The following is a 17,769-nucleotide window of genomic DNA, read 5'->3' on the forward strand; positions in this document are numbered from 1 at the left end:
CCTTAAATTCCGGTCAGGACACCACCATCTGCCCTTAAGCTCGCACCATTTGTCGCAATTGACAAAGGACTGGAAAGATAAACAGCAAGGTTCGCCAGCTCTTGCGGATCAATAAACCGCTGCAAGAGCGAAGTTGGATTAGTACTGCTGCTAATATAGGCTTTGAGCTGTTCCGCATCCTGGTTTTGAGCATCAGCAATTTGCTGTATAACTGCTGCAACTCCATCCGAATAAGTAGGTCCGCCTAATATAGTATTCACCGTAATCTCAGTACCCTTAGTTAATTTTGACAGGCCGTTACTTATCGCGACCAATGCCGTTTTGGTCATCCCATAATGAATCATGTTGTCAGGAATATTAATGCCAGATTCACTACTGATAAAAATCACCCTGCCCCAATTCTTCTCCAGCATTTTTGGTAACAAAGCACGGGAAAGCCGGACTCCGCTCATTACATTGACTTCAAAAATTCTCATCCAGTCAGCATCCGTTATCGCGTCAAAGGGTTTGAGTTCAAAAATGCCTACATTGTTGATCAGAATATCAACTGGAGGCAGCGAATTTATTAATGCCTGGACTTCCTCCTGATTAGAGAAATCGGCTGCAATTCCTGAAATATTACCGTCAGGATACTCTTGTTGCAGACTTTTTACAGCAAGGTCTATTTTTTGCCGGGTACGCCCGTTAAGGATAACGCTTACGCCTTCTTTTACTAACTGCCTGGCTATCGCAAAGCCGATACCTTGCGTAGAACCGCTGATAAATGCTGTTTTTGAATCTAAATGTAAATCCATAATATTATCTTATTTTTGTAATGATTGATACATAATTGAACAAAAAAAATTAACTGATTATATCCAGTTGCATTTCAATCTGTTTTTGGAGAATTTGATAGTCAGGATACATTCTTCTGGTCACATTCAATCCATTCCAGCAGGTGATCAGATATCTGCCCAAAATAACCGGATTGGTTTGATTTTTAATGCGGCCCTCCTGCTGTCCCTTTTCAATGGCAGCTGTAAACATTTTTTCAACGTCTTTCAAAATTGCTATAGACTGATTTTCAAGATCACTATCAATAAAGGTCATCTCTGTTACTGTATTTGAAATCAGGCAGCCTTGCAGATGTGTCTGCTGATCAGCTGCAGCAATACTTCTAAAGAAATCCTTAATCAAATCAATTGGCGATTCACTACTGTCAAGTTGAGCTTTGAACTGTATAAATGCCTCCCTTCGTTGCTGTATTGCTTTTTTAAACAGCTCCTTTTTACCTCCTTTAAAAGTATTATAGAAGCTGCCGCTGCCCATTCCGGTAGTCGTTAATAAATCAGCCAGAGAAGTAGCTGTATATCCTTTTTTCCAAAAAACTTTCTGGGCTTTTAAAATCACCTCTTCGTTGTCAAAAGTAACTGGTCTCCCTTTCATTTCTATATTTTGTAGTAATCGATACAAAAATAGTTATTTTTGTGAATTAAGAGAATTATTTTAAATAACAGGCTTATTTAATTCTGCTTTTTGGCATGATAGGCAAGGTGAAATTGAGGCTATTCCTTTAGCATTAGTTCTTCATGAGTCAATGCAAAATAAAGATTCTGAAGCTGGTGAACATATTGCAACTTGTAATCTAACATAGCTATTTCGCCATCCATGGGCTGCAGACTTTCATTAAGCACAAATTGATGGCCATTCTTTTTCTCTATGACATAGGTGGTTTCATTTCCTTCTTCGTATTCAAATTCAAAACGCTCAAAACCAAACTTAACTATCCACTCCTGGGTTAAAAGAATTGGATCCATCAAAGCTGCAGAATCAATATCAGATCCATAGGGTATTTGTTCAGGATGACCATGATCCATTGTATAATTCCCAATTCTTAGTTCGCTCGCTTCCATAATTTATTCTTTGCGCGCAAAAATAGCAATAAAAGCCATAATGTTCTTCCGGATAACTCTATAGCTGTCATCTCCCCTGAGCATTCCGGATCTTTTAATCCATATTTTATTTTCTGAAATGTTTTGCCAGTAAATTAACGCAGACTATCCCGGGACGTATTCTGGTCGGTGTTGAGAGGGGGTTGAAAGGGCCAATGGCCCTTTCAACCCCCTCTCAACACCGACCAGAAATAGAGGAAGAACCGTTCTTCGTTACTTGTGAAAAACCCCAAAATTATAAGTCTTTCGTGTTTAAAAATAGTTGAAATATCGGTCAGCTAAATTCAGCCTGCTTAACCGGGCTTCGTGAGTTCAATATTTTGTTTTAAAAACACGAAATACTTCTCATTTTCTGTCTCAAATATTTCCTCTCCTTCCAGCATATAAGCCCGTAGCAGGAATTCTTTGGCATCATTGAAATGATCCCGTTCTAAAAACAACTCCCCTAAACGCAGCATCACAAATGGATTTTCGTAGGCATTGGTCCCGATATTCCCTTTTGCATTTAAAAAATGTAAAAGGGATTGTTCAAAATCATTCCGCATAAAATAGCAATCTCCAATGGAAGCTTCCAGCCAGAATGCTTCACTATAGGAATTCTGGGGTTCAGGAATTAAAGACAAAGCCTCATTCCAGACCTGAATACATTCCAGATATTTTTCTTCTTCAAATAAGTCGTTTCCCTGTTCACTTAATTCTTCAATAGGTGCGCTGACCTCTGCTGAAAGCTCCACGATTTCAGATCTTAGTATGGTAACAGACCGGGATAAAACTTCCTCCTCAAAGCGTGTCATAATCTCCTGATTATCATTCAGCTTCTTTTGAGCTACCTCCAGATAAAAAGCTGGCTGATCACTAAAATCTCTTTTTTTAGCGCCATACTTTACTGCCTGATAAAAAGCTTCTTTTGCCGCATCTGCATCTTTAAGAAATAACAAGGTTTCTCCTTGTAAAATATAAGGCATGGTATGATAGATTTTATAACCAGAGGTTTCCAGATCTGCTATCCATTCTTTAGCCAGGTTTAATGCCTCATTATATTGACCTGCTGTATTCAAAACAGGAATTAAAGTACATAAGACCAGATGTGAAACAGAAGTATTGAACTTGGTCCCCGGTACTTTCTCCCAGGCAAGCTTTATTTTTTCTAATGCTTCTTCTACTTTACCTTCCTCCAGTAATTCACAAGCCAGATCGCTTAATTCAAAAACCTCATTTTCCAATTCCTGTGGCAGGGAAACTGCCATACGTATCTCGTCTTTCATATTTAAACACTAAAATTTCTATTAAAATAGCTCATATTTTTTCTTTTCCCTAATGATGATCAAAACTCTATCTTCTTTCTCCAGCCGCTACCACCGATTTTTGTTTACTTTTACACGAAAAATTAAGTAATATGCCTTTTAAATCCCTGGGTTTATCGCCTGCTTTATTAATAGCGCTGATAGATCAGAAATTCACAGAACCCACCCCTATTCAACAAGCAGCTATACCAGCTATACTCCATAAAAAAGACGTCTTAGCCATTGCTAAAACAGGTTCTGGCAAAACTGCAAGTTACGTTTTGCCTCTTTTAATGAACTTACAGCAAACATTGGGTGTAAAAAACCGCCATGCAAATATACTGGTCCTGGTCCCGGCACGCGAACTTGCTGAACAGGTTAAAGAGGTTTTCCATACTTTCAGCAAAGCAATTCCTGAGCCTGTTAAAACGCTGGCGGTATACGGTGGTGTGTCCATCAATCCTCAGATGATGGCTATGCAGGGTGTAAATGTGCTGGTTGCCACACCAGGCAGGTTACTGGAATTAGTAGATTCAAAGGCAGTACATTTATCCAGTATTGAAACATTGGTCCTGGATGAAGCAGATAAAATGCTAAACCTTGGATTTAAAGAAGAAGTGAACAAAATCATTGCGCTATTACCTGAAAAGCGTCAAAATATACTATTATCAGCTACATTGAATGCTGATCTTCAACATATTCATCAAATTTTATTGCATGATCCTGTAGTGATCAAAATAGCGGAAGAAGAGGAATCACTCGATCTGATCAACCAGGTAGCTTACATCGTTTCGGATGAAAAGAAAGGGCCGTTTTTACGTTACCTGATTAATCACCATGAAATGAAACAAGTACTGGTTTTTGCTTCTTCGGTTAAACAGGCTGATGCTATTGTCAACAAGCTTCGTAAAAATAATATAGATGCAAAAGCTATTCATAGTAAGAAAAGCCAGGGTGCAAGAACTGATGCTTTAACACATTTCAAATCAGGGAAACTTAAGGTATTAGTGGCCACAGATTTAATGGCCAGAGGAATTGATATTAATTTTCTTCCTTTTGTGATCAATTATGAATTACCGCGTTCCCCAAAAGATTATGTTCACCGTATCGGAAGAACTGGCCGTGCAGATAAACCAGGAGATGCAATTTCATTGGTCAGCCAGAATGAATTACATCATTTTGAAATCATTCAGAAGAAGATGGGTAAAAAGGTAGAATTAATAGACAGCGGGATTTTGCAAACAGGAATATAAGAGAAAAATCTTTAAAAATCTCATTTTTATCAGGAACAATAAGCAATTGGAATTACGAGCGAAAGGCAATCGGCGTCATAGCAGTATGCTTTTTGAAAAAGTTTGAAAAGTGGGCCAGGTCATCAAATCCAAGGCTATAACTGATGTCCGAAATACTCCAGTCTGTTTGCTTCAATAGTATTTTTGCTTCCTGAATTATACGCATGGTAATGATTCTGGTCGTGGTTTGGCCAGAGCTTTCCTTCAATACTTTATTCAGGTGATTTACATGTACAGCAAGCCGGTCTGCATAGTCCTTAGCTGTACGCAGCATTAATCTTTGCCCTGAAGTTTCAATTGGAAACTGCCTTTCCAATAGCTCTACAAATAATGAAGTGATTCTCTCCGCAGCATTTTGTACGGTATGAAATGGAAATATAGGCTGCAGTTTTTGCCCGTAGTGGATCACTTCCATCACGAAATTACGGATCAGGTCATATTTATAAAGATAGCTGGAGTCCATTTCCCGGTGCATTTTCCTGAAAATGATTTCAAGCTCAGCACTTTCTTCTGCTGAAAGCTGAAAGATGGGCAATTGACCTGGCTGAAAGATAGGCAAGTCATCCAGGGCTACCCCAACTTTATTTTTAGCCAGGAATTCTGCCGTAAAAATGCAGAAAAGCCCGGTCTGATCATCATCATGCGCTACCCAGTTATAAGGAATTTTTGGTGTCGCAAAAAGCAGGGCGCTTTCAGGGATTTCAATTACTTTATCGGCATATTCTGCCCTGTTTTTACCCCTGATCAAACTAATCTTATAATAAGCCCTTCTACTATAGGGCATAATCCGGGTACCGGTTTTCTGATCAAATAGCGTCTCAATTTCAAAAACATTGAAATGGCCAATCTCCCTGTTGATATCTACAGGAAGAGTGGCCGTAACTTTTTGATAAAATTCTTCTAAGGATGTTTCCTGAGGCATATATTTTTGCAATAATCAAATATAACAACCTATTTAAAATTAACGGATAAATTAGAGACTCATTCCTCCTGAAGCTTCAATACGTTGTGCAGTGATCCATTTGGCATCCGGAGTGCATAAGAAAGCAACAATACCACCAATATCTTCCGGAAGTCCAACACGTCCAAGTGCAGTAATTCCACTAATATGCTGATTAATCTGCTCATTGTCACGCACAGCCCCGCCTCCAAAATCAGTTTCTATAGCTCCTGGTGCTATTGAATTCGCATTGATACCTCTGGTACCCAGTTCTGCGGCAAGATACCTCGTGAAAACCTCAATTGCCCCTTTCATCGACGCATAAGCGGAATACCCCAGCATACTCATCCGGGTAAGACCAGTGGAAACATTGACAATCCCACCCTGATCATTCAACAGCCCCAGTGCTTTTTGTGTCAGAAAGTAAACCCCTTTTAAATGTACATTCATCAGTTGATCAAATACTTCCTCACTCATATCCTTAATTAAAGTGTTGTGCCCCACCCCGGCGTTATTGATTAAAAAATCAAATTTGTCTGTTTGGAAAGTATCCTTAAGCACTCCTTGTAATTGTTCAAAAAACGGGTCAAAGCTCTTCGGCTCACCTGTGTCCAGCCGAAGAGCTATTGCCTTTTGCCCCGCTTCTTTAATTTGTGCAACCACCTGATTTGCTTCTTCTTCTTTACTCAGATAAGTAATAATGACATCAATACCTTTCTCTGCAAGTTTAAGTGCCATATTTTTACCTAGTCCGCGGCTACCGCCAGTGACTAATGCTATTTTACTTTTGTTCTCCATAATCTTGTCTTTATTTTGATAAGACAAAGATCTGTTGCTGAGTAACGTCTTGTTTGAAGATTTCAATCGGATATTTGCGAATTTCAAATCATCTAGATATATCTGTTAATCAGATTTTCCAGATATTCCTGTTTTCCGCTACGGACTTCAGGTTCTCCGTTTTGTACCGCATAGTTCCTTAAATCTTCTAAACTTAATTTACCCTGTTCAAATTCGGCACCTTTACCACTATCAAAAGAAGCATAGCGATCAGTCCTTATCTTTTTATAATCTGATTTTTGAAGTATCGCATCGGCAGTGATCAAAGCTCTTGCAAAGATATCCATACCACCAACGTGGGCATAAAACAAATCAGCAGGATCAGTTGAGTTTCTGCGGATCTTGGCATCAAAATTTACTCCTCCGCCTTTTAACCCGCCACTTTCTAAAATAATCAGCATGGCTTCAGTCAGTTCGTTAATATCATTTGGAAATTGATCTGTATCCCATCCATTTTGATAATCGCCACGATTGGCATCTATAGAGCCCAGCAAACCACTATCCGCTGCAACCTGCAATTCATGCTGGAAAGTATGGCCTGCTAAAGTGGCATGGTTGACTTCAATGTTCATTTTAAAATCAGCCAGCAAATCATACTCCTGTAAAAAGCTCTTTACTGTAGCGGTGTCATAATCATATTGATGTTTAGAAGGTTCACAAGGTTTAGGTTCAATAAAAAATGTTCCTGTAAAGCCCTGGCTTCTCGCATAATCTTTAGCCGTATGCAGAAATTTAGCCAGATGCTCCTGCTCGCGCTTCATATTGGTATTCAATAAACTCATGTAACCTTCTCTGCCACCCCAGAAAACATAGTTCTCTCCGCCAAGTGCGATTGTTGCATCTAAAGCAGCCTTTACCTGCGCAGCTCCATGTGCCAGTACATGAAAATCCGGATTGGTAGATGCACCATTCATATAACGTTTATGGCTAAACAAGTTGGCTGTTCCCCAAAGTAATTTAACTCCGCTGCTGGCTTGTTTTTCTTTTGCATATTCCACCAGGGCTTGCAGCCTGCGTTCATTTTCAGCAATATCATCTCCATAATCCACTATATCCACATCGTGGAAACAGTAATAAGGCAATTGCATTTTGGTAATGAATTCAAAAGCAGCATCCATTTTATCTTTTGCCCGCTCTACCGCATCTTTCTTTTCATCCCATGGAAAAACATGCGTAGCCCCACCAAAAGGATCACTGCCATTTCCATTAAATGAATGCCAGTAAGCACAAGCAAACTTAAAATGTTCATTCATAGTTTTACCAGCTACGACTTTATTTGGATCATACCATCTGAAAGCCAGTGGATTATCACTTTCTAAACCTTCAAATTGAATTTGTGTTATTCCTTTAAAAAACTCTTTTTCTCCAATTACTATTTTTGTCATATTTTTTATTATTTATTTAGCTTTATAAAGCTTTATTTAAAAGATTTTTCCATTCGATATACAGCGGCTCATAGGCTGCTGTATTTTTCGGTTCCAGATAGCTGACCGGTTCATGGTGGATGAACGCGTCTTCAGCATTTTCAAAAATTCCAGAACCAATACCAGCACCTATCGCAGCACCCACACTACCATCATTTTCGTATAATGCTATCGGAACCCCGGTCACATCTACGAAGGTTTGTGCAAAAACTTCACTTAGAAACAGATTGGCCATTCCCGCTCTGATCACCGTTGGCTGCATACCGCTTTCACGCATAATATCCAGCCCATAACGAAATGCAAAGGCTATTCCCTCTTGTACCGCTCTGAAGATTTCGGGCTGACCATGCACATTAAGGTCAATGCCCAGCAATTGTGCACCTGTATATTTATTGTTCAGTATACGCTCTGCACCATTGCCAAAAGGCAGAACTTTTAAACCTCTGCTGCCAACAGGCGCAGTTGCCGCGAGCTTGTTCAGCGCATCATAAGACAGATTTGGTGCAAAATTATGTTTTGCCCACCGGTACATGCTTCCCGTTCCATTGATACATAGCAATACACCCGTATATTTTTGCGTAGTGCTGTAATTCACATGGGCGAACGTATTTACCCTGGATTCAGGATCATAGATTAAGGCATCACTAACGCCATAAATCACACCAGATGTGCCAGCAGTTGCTGCAACCTCACCCGGCTTTAGTACATTTAAAGACAATGCATTGTTAGGCTGGTCACCTGATTTATAGGCGACAGGAATTCCTTCCTGTAAGCCCAATTGTGCTGCAATGTCTGCTTTTAACAGTCCATGTACAGAAAACAGGGGTTGAATAGCAGGGATCAGATCCGCATCAAAATCATAATATTTCATGATATCTTCTGATAATTCATCCTTGCGGAAATCCCAGAATATCCCCTCAGAAAGTGCTGAAATACTGGTCGTAATACTGCCCGTCAGTTTCATCGCAATAAAATCACCCGGAAGCATTGCTTTAGCTATATTTTTATACACTTCAGGCTCATTATGCTTAACCCAGGCCAGTTTTGAAGCTGTAAAATTTCCAGGAGAATTAAGCAGCTGATGTAAACAATTGTCCTGCCCGATTGCTGCAAAAGCTTTTTCGCCCAGCTCAACCGCCCGGCTGTCACACCAGATTATACTATCCCGCAATACGTTCTGGTCCTGATCTACAATGACCAGTCCATGCATTTGATAAGCAATTCCAATAGCTTTGATCTCCTTTGGATCAAAGCTCCCGCCTGCATTTAACCTGTGTATAGCATGAATTGCATTTTCCCACCAATCTTCAGGGGACTGTTCTGCCCAGCCCGGATGGAGGGATTTAATGGCTGCTTCCTGATCAGGATACTGCGCTGTGGCAATTCTTTTCCTGGTTTGTACATCCACCACAGAAACTTTGATGGAAGATGTACCGATGTCGATTCCTAATAAATACATATGTTAAGCCCAGGCTTTATCGCCTTTTTTATAAGGAACTGATCCTTCGTAATGGCCGGGTACAGCGATATAACGCATGGCCTTGGTACAACCAGGTTCTGAAGAAAAGTAACCTAGAAGTGTTAATTGCTTCATCATGGTAAAATAGTGCGCAGGCAAGTCACCCCTTTTGGCCTGATATGTTTTAGCTTCCTGATCCAGGGCAACCAGCAATGCTGTTTTTTGCGCTTTGCTTGCCTTCATAAATTCACAACCATGCATCTTTTCACAGGCTGCATTGAGTTTATCAATTCCCTCTTTGAATACTTTCTGATCTTTTTCTTCATAACAATCATTCACCATCACTGTCATCAAAGCACCCACTTTAGCTGCTTTAGCTCCGGGAGTCTTTGTAGCCGGTAATATGGTCTCAGCAACTTCGTCCAGAAAATCCTGATCCTGCTGACTAAAAACCGACTTATTGAGCAATTTTCCCTTTTCAGGACTACAGCCAGTCAGTAAAGTGTTACCTCCAATAATAGCACCACCGGTAAGCAGTGCGATCATCTTTAAAAGTTCTCTTCTTTCCATCCGCTTAAATGTTATTTTTCTTTAATTCACTCACTGCATAATCTACCGCTCTTGCCGTTAAAGCCATATAAGTTAAGGAAGGATTCTGGCAGGCTGAAGAGGTCATACAGGCGCCATCAGTCACAAATACATTCATACAATCCCAAACCTGGTTCCATTTATTCAGGACAGAGGTCTTTGGATCTTTTCCCATTCTTGCTGTGCCCATTTCATGAATACCATGTCCTACAGTATGCCCGTTGTCCCAGGTATTGATGTTTTTTATTCCTGCGGCATCAAACATTGCTCTCATTTCTTCCTTCATGTCTTTGCGCATTTTCAGCTCATTCTCCTTCAGTTCCGCATCCATAGCCAGTACTGGCAAGCCCCACTTATCTTTCTTATTTTTATCCAGCGAAACTTTATTCTCATGGTAAGGCAGAATTTCTCCAAATCCGGTTGCCCCGATAGTCCATTTTCCAGGTTCTGCTAAAGCATCCTTGAAATCTCCGCCAATATTGAGCTCAGCAATCTCTCTGCCCCATCCTTCTCTGCTGGCACCTCCCTGATAGCCAAAACCACGCAGGTAATCTCTCTTGTCACTTCCCAGATTCACAAATCTCGGAATATAAAATCCATTGGCTCTTCTGCCAAATACATACTGATCTTCAAAACCTTCCACAGATCCTGAAGCCCCTACATTATAATGATGATCCATTACATTATGGCCTAATTCGCCGCTGCTGCTCCCTAAACCACCAGGCCAGACATCGGTTGCTGAGTTAAATAACACCCAGGCAGTATTCAGCGTCGAAGCGCAAAGGAAAACGATCTTGCTTTTAAATTCATAAGTCTGATTAGTCTCCGTATCGAGGATCTCTACTCCTGTTGCCTTTTTTGAATTTTGGTCATAGAGCACCTGTTTCACTAAAGAATAAGGTCTTACGGTAAGATTTCCGGTTTTCATTGCCGCAGGCAAAGTAGAGGATTGTGTACTGAAGTAGCCTCCAAACGGACATCCTTCCCAGCAACGGTTTCTAAACTGACATTTTGTTCTTCCGGGAATTGCAGCGGTCAGGTTAGCCACTCTCCCGATAATTAAATGTCTCTTTTCATGGTACTCCTTTTTTATCCGCTGCGCCATATCCTTCTCCACACAATTCAACTCCATAGGCGGCAAAAAGTGTCCGTCTGGTAAATGCGCAATATTTTCTACAGAGCCGCTGATTCCTGCAAATTTCTCGACGTGGTCATACCAGGGCGCAAGATCTGCATAACCAATCGGCCATGGAGTAGCGATACCATCTTTTTCATTGGCTTCAAAGTCCAGCTGACCCCAGCGATAAGATTGCCTGCCCCATAAAATAGAACGGCCGCCCATCCGGTAACTGCGCCACCAGGTAAATGGTTTGGTTTCCGTATAAGGACAATCCTGTTCATTTGCCCAGCCATCCATTACTGCTTCGTTAGCTGCCCATCCGCGATGAATAACAGGATAATTCTTTTTCTGTTCGGCTGTCGTAGCTCCACGGTGTTCAAATTCCCAGGGATTTTTCTGTGCCGTCTTATAATCTTTAATATGGTCATAAGGGCCGCCGCGTTCTAACATCAAAACTTTTAAACCTTTTTCACAAAGTTCTTTTGCAGCCCAGCCGCCACTGATCCCGGAACCGACTACAATCGCATCATAGGTATTATCTTCCATAATCAGCTTTTATTGAAATTTCATTCATAAAAATATATTTGGTTTTATTCAGGTTAAAATTGTCTCCGCGTCAAAGAATTTGTTAGTTTTAAATCTACAGAATAACACAAGCCCCGTTCAACTGTTATTTATTAAAAAAAATACGCTATCTGATCACTTATTGGATTTAGTAGTGTAATTTCATGTTCAGATAGCAGTTGAATCGCATATATTTCTAGTTTTATGAAGACACTTATTCAGAAAATCCATGTGGAAGAATATAACTCTTTCGCTTGCCGGACTTACAAAACACCAGATTTTGAAACGGCCTGGCATAAGCACCTGGAATGTGAATTAATTCTGATTACTGAAGGAAATGGTACTGCTTTAATAGGTGATTATATAGGAGAATATAAGCAAGGGGATATCTTTTTACTCAATACCAACGTGCCGCACTGGTTTAGAAAATCACAGAATACCACTACCGGGAGTGCAATTGTAATTCATTTTATGAGGGATTTCTGGGGTGAAGGGTTTCTGGCCTTACCGGAGATGAAAAATATAGCCGGGTTATTAGACAATAAAAACACAGGTATCCAGCTTCAGGAAAGCTTATCAAATGAGGTTGCTATATTAATCAGACAACTGGAGTTTAGCGCAGGGATTGAGCGTATACAGCTCCTGATCAATTGTATGCAAAAGATCAGTACTTCAGCACAGCAGAAGATTATGACCACTGCTTTTGATACGATGACCAGTGGTGAAGAAAATTCAGTTATTGAAACGATTATAGACTATTCCTTTAAACATTTTCTGGATCCGATTTCCTTAAAGGAAGTAGCTGGAATTACCAGTATGTCGATCCCGGCATTCTGCCGTTTTTTTAAGCGGAATATTAAAAAAAGTTATTTTGATTTCATTAAAGAGATCAGAATCGGACATGCTTGTAAATTATTGAGAGAAACCAGCCGCCCTGTTTTAGAAATATGTTACGATAGTGGTTATAACAGCTGGGCACATTTTAGCAAGCAGTTTAAGGCGGTTACCAGCATATCTCCATCAAAATACAGAAAGCAACACATCAAATAAGATCATTTTTTTTTGGGGCTAACTTATTGATTTTCAAATTTAAAACAGTAATTTAAATCCCACTAAAATCTAATTGAAATGAAAATTGTAAAAACTGTACTCTGTATCCTGTTCGGTCTGATGTTTATCAATGCCGGATTAAACAAATTATTCAACTATATGCCCATGCCAAAAATGAGCGCGGAGCAAATGAAACTGATGGAAGCTTTTGTTCGCATTTCCTGGCTGATGCCTTTAACAGGGATTGTTGAAATTATAGGTGGTGTGCTTTTTATGCTGCCCAAATACAGAGCGCTCGGCGCCATTGTCATTTTACCGGTTATGGTAGGTATTATAGTGCATAATGCTATTTTCGAACCAGCTGGTTTATTTATCGCATTACCATTTTTCCTGATCAATCTGTGGATAATCGGAGCTAACTGGCACAAATACAAACCGATGGTCAATGCCTAAGCACTTATTCGCTTAAAACTTTTGCGATGACCTGAGCCAACTTGGACTTATTTTTTGCGTAAGGCTCCAGATTATAGAGCCTTACCTTTTTAAATTCTATAGGATGACTTTCGCTCTGTAAAGAAATGTAGCCACTGGTTAACGCTTTGCCATCTACTTTGATCTTAGGATCGTAATTGGATACATTACCCCCACCGATCTGAGGTTTGGTATATTCAAGCACTACTTCTTTATCAATAATATGCTTAATTACGGAGTCTCCTAAAACCAGGAATTCGGCAGTGACCCACTGATCACCCGCATAAGTTTTTGATTTAGAATCTAAACAATGTGGTGTAAAGAGTTTGCCTTCATACACGATCTGCGTACCGGGTGTGCAGACATTGCTGGTAGGACGAATGTGTGTGCCATCACCACCCAGAATTTGCCCCTCTATAGAAATCGGAAAATCCTGATCCTTCAGCATAGTTTCAGGCGCCTGCCCATGCAGCATAGCTCCACTATTTCGAAAAGCCCAGCCCTCACCTCCTTTAGCTTGTTCACCCACAAAACGATAGGTGATCTTTAACAGATAATAAGAGAAAGGTTTTTTATAGAATATATGGCCATATTGCTGATCAAAATCTCCATAACCGTCATAACTAACCTTCATCAGGCCATCTTTTACACGAAAGGTATTTGCATAATTCTCGTTATAGTTATGTTTGGAAATTTTGATGTTCCAGTCTTTCAGATCTTTTCCGTTAAAAAGATCAATCCAGCCTTTTTGAGCGGAAGATTGGTTTACAAATAAAAAAGTAAGCGCAAGAAAAAGTGAAAGGCTGATTTTTGATTTCATAAGTCAGGGCAAATGGTTAGGTCTTAAAAGTAGGTAATTAAAACAGAGCAGGCAATAAAACAAAGATTATAACTATTTTGCTGCCAGTTTAAGCTAATTATGTATCATATAACCACTATAAATTCAGCACAACAGGAAAATACTTCCAGAATTGGCGGAGCAGCTCACATTGAAACTGCAGCTTACCCTATTTGTCCGGTTACCCAAAAACCAATGTTGCTGTTAATGTCGTTGAAGAAAGATTTGTTTGATGCCGGTTTTGCAGTTAATAATTTACTGGAAGACAGCAACTATGCTATCAGTATATTCTTATCGGTCAAAATACATCCGGAATTTGGTGTTGGAAGCAATATGCCTGGCTTGTACACTGTGAATGACCCGAAACAGGCAGAGCAAATGAAGAATGGTACAGTAAAAGTTATTTTACATGAAGATACAGGGCGGGCTGCAGACCTCGCAGATTTACCCATTCCAATTCCCGGGCAGAAAATAGTCCTGACCAGGTTCTCGGTGCAAGAAGAAAAGAGGACTTTCCTGCAGGGCAGGAATGGTTTGAAGGCTCGAAATTAACCACCTCAAAATTTGGGACACAATTTCCGGCCTGGCTGCAGGAACCTATAAATATAGATCCTGAACTCATGACAAATTTTGCTGCTGTATTCAGAGGGTTCTTTGGGCCAGAATTTATTTTGCAGCTTGAAGATAAATTGATTTCCGAAATCAGCCCTATTCATAGTGGCCTGTTAGGTACGGATGGAATTGGTTACTTATATTTGCCAACAAGCGTTAGAAACTTTGTCAAAAAATACCAGCGGCCGGTTGAAATCGGGAACTTTTTTATCCAGCATACCTGATCCGGCCTGTTTTATAAATACAGCTTCCTGATCACCTTCAAATCTAATATACTTTTTCGGGGCAGCACAATAGACCATGCATAACCACCGGCCAACCAGGATAAGGATTGATACTGAGGGAAATTAACAAAATGACAAATCACAATATCATCCTGATGCTGTACGTTATCAATTTCAAACAGCTCAAAAGGAGTCATTAAACCTGTTTTCAGCACTTTAGATAGTGCTTCTTTGATTGTCCATAAAAGCGTCAGACTTTTGCAAGAATCGCTGTGGATCAGCTGCAGTTTTTCCTGCTCTCCCAAAGCGACAATATCCCTGATAGTTTCACTTTGCTCCTGATCTACCAATTCTACATCTACCCCCATAGGATGACTCTCCGGATAAACTATAGCTATTCCCATTTCCTGTGTGTGCCCGATACTGAGTTGTATATTTCCTTTACCCGGCAAATACACTATCGGCTGCTGAAATATTCCAGCGGCGATTTCCACCTCTGTCATCACGAAATTTTCCACAAAGGCGAACAGTGCTCTTTTAGCAGCAAACCTTCCCAGTAAATAACTATGCTGAACTCTGGCAAATTTCAGGGTTTCAAAGAAATTCAATTCATTGGGATGCAAAAATGAATAACGAATGTTCTTTAACTCATTCAAGGTCTTGTTTACGATAGCAATGGCGGCAGGAAATACACCATCAGCCCGCTGCAAAACAAGATTTTCAACAACAATACTACTCATCAGGAATTATTTAAAAGCAAAAGGATCAGGTTGATTTTTCCGCATTCTGAAATCTGTAAATGCCTGCCTCCGGTTCAGCAGAAAGTAAATATTATTCCGGAATAAAAAACTGAGTTCTTTACCTGGAGTTTGTCCAAAAGAATGTCCCGGCCAGATCAGTGTATGTGCTGGCAAATATTGTTTTATAAATTGTACAGAATCAAACAACGAACTTACGTTTAACTCATCGCTGATTCCTACGCCCTCTATAAAAATAGTATCCCCGGTAAAGCAATGTTCACCGATCAGATAACAGGCACTGCCTTTTGTATGACCGGGAGTCAGCAAAGCCGTAACGGTAAAGTCAGCAATCAAAAACTCCTGTAAATGTTGTACTGCAACCAGCTGTGGACAGGTAAAATTATATTGCCGGATTTCAATCGCAGACATATAAACAGGCACCTCCTGTTTTTCTGCAAAAACAGCGGCCAGATTTGTATGGTCATGATGCGCATGTGTTAAAAGAACGCCTTTCAATATAATTTGATTATCCTGCAAAAAATCATTGATCAGATCGTAGTCCCAGGCAGGGTCTACCAGAATACCAGAATTACCTTTATAAATAAGATAACACTGATTTTTTATATGATCATTTGATACCCGAAAAAGTTTGACTTCCATATTGTCCTTTTTTAACCGATAGTAGCCTGTAACTTTTTCAATTGTTTCATTTCTCCCTTACAGAAACTCATCATTTGAAATATTTGAGCTTCAGTATCCGATTGTAAATTGTATTTAACAAAAGCAGCGCTGATTCCCGAATGTCCCATGCCAATATATAAACAAAGGACCCATATTTTCAAAAAAACTAACCGTTTCCGGGAAATTAGTGTACTGACTCACCACTTAAATTATACTATTTAACAATTGTATGATCGGGTTATCAAATCTGGCAGACTGCATATTACAATAAATCTTTCAGGGACAGGTTAGTTTTTTCCCTGTCTCCCCCATCCGGATGGAAAACAAATAATGAATCCTGATCTCTGCTATCAATAAATAAAAGGCTGGTGCCAGACTCGCCAATAACTATGCTTTTGTCCAGCTGATCGGTTTCCTCGCCCAGTTCACTTAAAGAAAGTGCAAATCCTTTGAGCTGCCTGGCAGTTACATAATCTTTTCCATCAATATTAACTACTTCGCGAAGAGCGTCATAACTGAAGAGTTCAAAGCTATCCTGATCCTTCCATACTTCTGGTTTCGCTTTGAATTGCTCACTTAGCAAATAATCAAGATATTCCTTCGGAATAGCTACCTTATCTTTTTTCAACAGCGTATTAAATTCCTTCAAAGTTTTACGTACAGGACCTTTTTTCTCCTTCTGGTCAGGATTCATCATCCCTGATGCTATACTTTCATTAGTGGATGGATTATAGGAGAAGCTGACTTTACAAACAGGACAATCAATAAATATCAATTTCATCTTTTTAGCTGCAGCGCTAATTACAAAATCCCGGTCATGACTGCTCAGTTCTTCTGTAGTAAATTCCCGGCCACAAATCCAGTTATAAGGACAACTTATCTTTATCATGTTTTAAATATAATAAACCGGGCTATAATGACTTAAATAATTTAACCTCAGTACTCAGTTTCCTGCCATTTATAGTGATCAACCTGTAGCCAAATGTTAAAGTATCAATTTCAATCTTCTCTGATAGTTTTTCGATCTGATAGGAACATGCTGGTGAGGAGTATTGCCTGATTTTACCTTCCACTAATTTATCAGTCATATGATAATGGCCGCAAAAAACAATACTATCTTTTTGAGCTTCTGAAAGGATGCGTCTAATTTCATCCCGCCCATTTAAAGCTGCTCCTATTTTATCCAGCGGAGTTTTGATTTCTAAAACAGGATGATGTATAAAAAGTAATATTTCTTTATCTGTTTCCAATTCTTTTCTGAACCAGTTCAACTGAGCATCACTGATTGCATTGGAAGAAGAATCCAGGTAAATAAATTTAAAATGACCTTCTTCATAAGCATAATTGAGTTCTTTGCGATGTTTATCAAGATATTGATTGCGATGTTCGTCAGGATATTGATTGCCATACTCATGCTGATAATACTGAGTTACCTGTTGATAGGTATCATGATTTCCAAGCACCATTAAAAGCTTGAAATTGAATTCATCAATAGTATTAAAGAACCATTGATTAGCTTCCTGAGTACCAATATCACCACCGAATATGATTTCGTCAATTCCTTTGCGGGTTATATCTTCCAGAATAAATTTCAGCTGATCTCTGTGTTCTCCGGTTTGCTGAGCATAACGCATCGCACCGGTTTGCTGATCCAGGATAATTTTCTGGTCTAAATGAGCATCAGTCAGGTAGGCAATAGTTTTAACAGCCATATT

20 protein-coding genes are annotated in these 17,769 nt (G+C 39.7%); 5 read left to right on the plus strand and 15 right to left on the minus strand.

Annotation, left to right across the window (positions count from 1 at the left end; genetic code table 11):
• Window positions 1-2 precede the first annotated feature (2 nt).
• The 4 genes from AB3G38_RS07240 to AB3G38_RS07255 all read right to left on the minus strand — a co-directional run bounded on the left by AB3G38_RS07240 (window position 3) and on the right by AB3G38_RS07255 (window position 3,196).
• Window positions 3-794, minus strand: a complete 792-nt coding sequence (locus AB3G38_RS07240) for an SDR family NAD(P)-dependent oxidoreductase (protein ID WP_367867824.1) — start codon at window positions 792-794, stop codon at window positions 3-5.
• Window positions 795-843: 49 nt separating this feature from the next.
• Complete coding sequence (locus tag AB3G38_RS07245; RefSeq protein WP_367867825.1) at window positions 844-1,425, minus strand: TetR/AcrR family transcriptional regulator; 582 nt, start codon at window positions 1,423-1,425, stop codon at window positions 844-846.
• A gap of 119 nt (window positions 1,426-1,544) precedes the next feature.
• Window positions 1,545-1,892, minus strand: a complete 348-nt coding sequence (locus tag AB3G38_RS07250; protein WP_367867826.1) for a hypothetical protein — start codon at window positions 1,890-1,892, stop codon at window positions 1,545-1,547.
• 332 nt (window positions 1,893-2,224) lie between these two features.
• Entirely contained in the window at window positions 2,225-3,196 is a 972-nt protein-coding gene (locus AB3G38_RS07255; protein ID WP_367867827.1) for a tol-pal system YbgF family protein, read from the minus strand.
• Window positions 3,197-3,327: 131 nt separating this feature from the next.
• Between AB3G38_RS07255 and AB3G38_RS07260 the strand changes: the two genes are divergently transcribed.
• Window positions 3,328-4,467, plus strand: coding sequence for a DEAD/DEAH box helicase (locus AB3G38_RS07260; protein WP_367867828.1), 1,140 nt, complete (start codon window positions 3,328-3,330; stop codon window positions 4,465-4,467).
• 52 nt (window positions 4,468-4,519) lie between these two features.
• Here the strand turns inward: AB3G38_RS07260 and AB3G38_RS07265 are convergent, their stop codons facing one another.
• The 6 genes from AB3G38_RS07265 to AB3G38_RS07290 all read right to left on the minus strand — a co-directional run bounded on the left by AB3G38_RS07265 (window position 4,520) and on the right by AB3G38_RS07290 (window position 11,420).
• Entirely contained in the window at window positions 4,520-5,428 is a 909-nt protein-coding gene (locus AB3G38_RS07265) for a helix-turn-helix domain-containing protein (RefSeq protein ID WP_367867829.1), read from the minus strand.
• Between the two features lie 51 nt (window positions 5,429-5,479).
• Window positions 5,480-6,244 carry an SDR family NAD(P)-dependent oxidoreductase gene (locus AB3G38_RS07270; protein ID WP_367867830.1) on the minus strand — a complete coding sequence of 255 codons (765 nt, stop codon included), beginning with the start codon at window positions 6,242-6,244 and terminating at the stop codon, window positions 5,480-5,482.
• A 92-nt stretch (window positions 6,245-6,336) separates the two neighbouring features.
• Window positions 6,337-7,668: a xylose isomerase gene (gene xylA, locus AB3G38_RS07275; RefSeq protein ID WP_367867831.1), complete on the minus strand. Its 1,332-nt coding sequence runs from the start codon at window positions 7,666-7,668 to the stop codon at window positions 6,337-6,339.
• Between the two features lie 22 nt (window positions 7,669-7,690).
• On the minus strand, window positions 7,691-9,166 hold the full coding sequence (locus AB3G38_RS07280) for a xylulokinase (protein WP_367867832.1): 1,476 nt from the start codon (window positions 9,164-9,166) through the stop codon (window positions 7,691-7,693).
• A 3-nt stretch (window positions 9,167-9,169) separates the two neighbouring features.
• Window positions 9,170-9,736, minus strand: a complete 567-nt coding sequence (locus tag AB3G38_RS07285; RefSeq protein ID WP_367867833.1) for a gluconate 2-dehydrogenase subunit 3 family protein — start codon at window positions 9,734-9,736, stop codon at window positions 9,170-9,172.
• A gap of 4 nt (window positions 9,737-9,740) precedes the next feature.
• The gene (locus AB3G38_RS07290; RefSeq protein WP_367867834.1) at window positions 9,741-11,420 is read right to left on the minus strand and encodes a GMC oxidoreductase; all 1,680 of its coding nucleotides are present in this window, start codon (window positions 11,418-11,420) and stop codon (window positions 9,741-9,743) included.
• 222 nt (window positions 11,421-11,642) lie between these two features.
• Between AB3G38_RS07290 and AB3G38_RS07295 the strand changes: the two genes are divergently transcribed.
• The gene (locus tag AB3G38_RS07295; RefSeq protein WP_367867835.1) at window positions 11,643-12,488 is read left to right on the plus strand and encodes an AraC family transcriptional regulator; all 846 of its coding nucleotides are present in this window, start codon (window positions 11,643-11,645) and stop codon (window positions 12,486-12,488) included.
• Window positions 12,489-12,566: 78 nt separating this feature from the next.
• The gene (locus tag AB3G38_RS07300) at window positions 12,567-12,941 is read left to right on the plus strand and encodes a DoxX family membrane protein (RefSeq protein WP_367867836.1); all 375 of its coding nucleotides are present in this window, start codon (window positions 12,567-12,569) and stop codon (window positions 12,939-12,941) included.
• Between the two features lie 4 nt (window positions 12,942-12,945).
• Here AB3G38_RS07300 and AB3G38_RS07305 read toward each other — a convergent pair whose 3' ends face one another.
• On the minus strand, window positions 12,946-13,779 hold the full coding sequence (locus tag AB3G38_RS07305) for a DUF1080 domain-containing protein (protein WP_367867837.1): 834 nt from the start codon (window positions 13,777-13,779) through the stop codon (window positions 12,946-12,948).
• A gap of 99 nt (window positions 13,780-13,878) precedes the next feature.
• Between AB3G38_RS07305 and AB3G38_RS07310 the strand changes: the two genes are divergently transcribed.
• The gene (locus AB3G38_RS07310) at window positions 13,879-14,349 is read left to right on the plus strand and encodes a hypothetical protein (protein ID WP_367867838.1); all 471 of its coding nucleotides are present in this window, start codon (window positions 13,879-13,881) and stop codon (window positions 14,347-14,349) included.
• 68 nt (window positions 14,350-14,417) lie between these two features.
• The gene (locus tag AB3G38_RS07315; RefSeq protein ID WP_367867839.1) at window positions 14,418-14,633 is read left to right on the plus strand and encodes a hypothetical protein; all 216 of its coding nucleotides are present in this window, start codon (window positions 14,418-14,420) and stop codon (window positions 14,631-14,633) included.
• Window positions 14,634-14,644: 11 nt separating this feature from the next.
• Here the strand turns inward: AB3G38_RS07315 and AB3G38_RS07320 are convergent, their stop codons facing one another.
• The 4 genes from AB3G38_RS07320 to AB3G38_RS07335 form a co-directional block, all read right to left on the minus strand.
• Entirely contained in the window at window positions 14,645-15,373 is a 729-nt protein-coding gene (locus AB3G38_RS07320) for a 4'-phosphopantetheinyl transferase superfamily protein (protein ID WP_367867840.1), read from the minus strand.
• A gap of 6 nt (window positions 15,374-15,379) precedes the next feature.
• Complete coding sequence (locus AB3G38_RS07325; protein WP_367867841.1) at window positions 15,380-16,033, minus strand: MBL fold metallo-hydrolase; 654 nt, start codon at window positions 16,031-16,033, stop codon at window positions 15,380-15,382.
• Window positions 16,034-16,316: 283 nt separating this feature from the next.
• Complete coding sequence (locus AB3G38_RS07330; RefSeq protein WP_367867842.1) at window positions 16,317-16,943, minus strand: hypothetical protein; 627 nt, start codon at window positions 16,941-16,943, stop codon at window positions 16,317-16,319.
• Between the two features lie 22 nt (window positions 16,944-16,965).
• Window positions 16,966-17,766 (minus strand): metallophosphoesterase, encoded by an 801-nt coding sequence (locus tag AB3G38_RS07335; RefSeq protein WP_367867843.1) that lies wholly within the window; start codon window positions 17,764-17,766, stop codon window positions 16,966-16,968.
• Window positions 17,767-17,769 lie beyond the last annotated feature (3 nt).

The organism is Pedobacter sp. WC2423, from assembly GCF_040822065.1.
GTDB lineage: Bacteria > Bacteroidota > Bacteroidia > Sphingobacteriales > Sphingobacteriaceae > Pedobacter.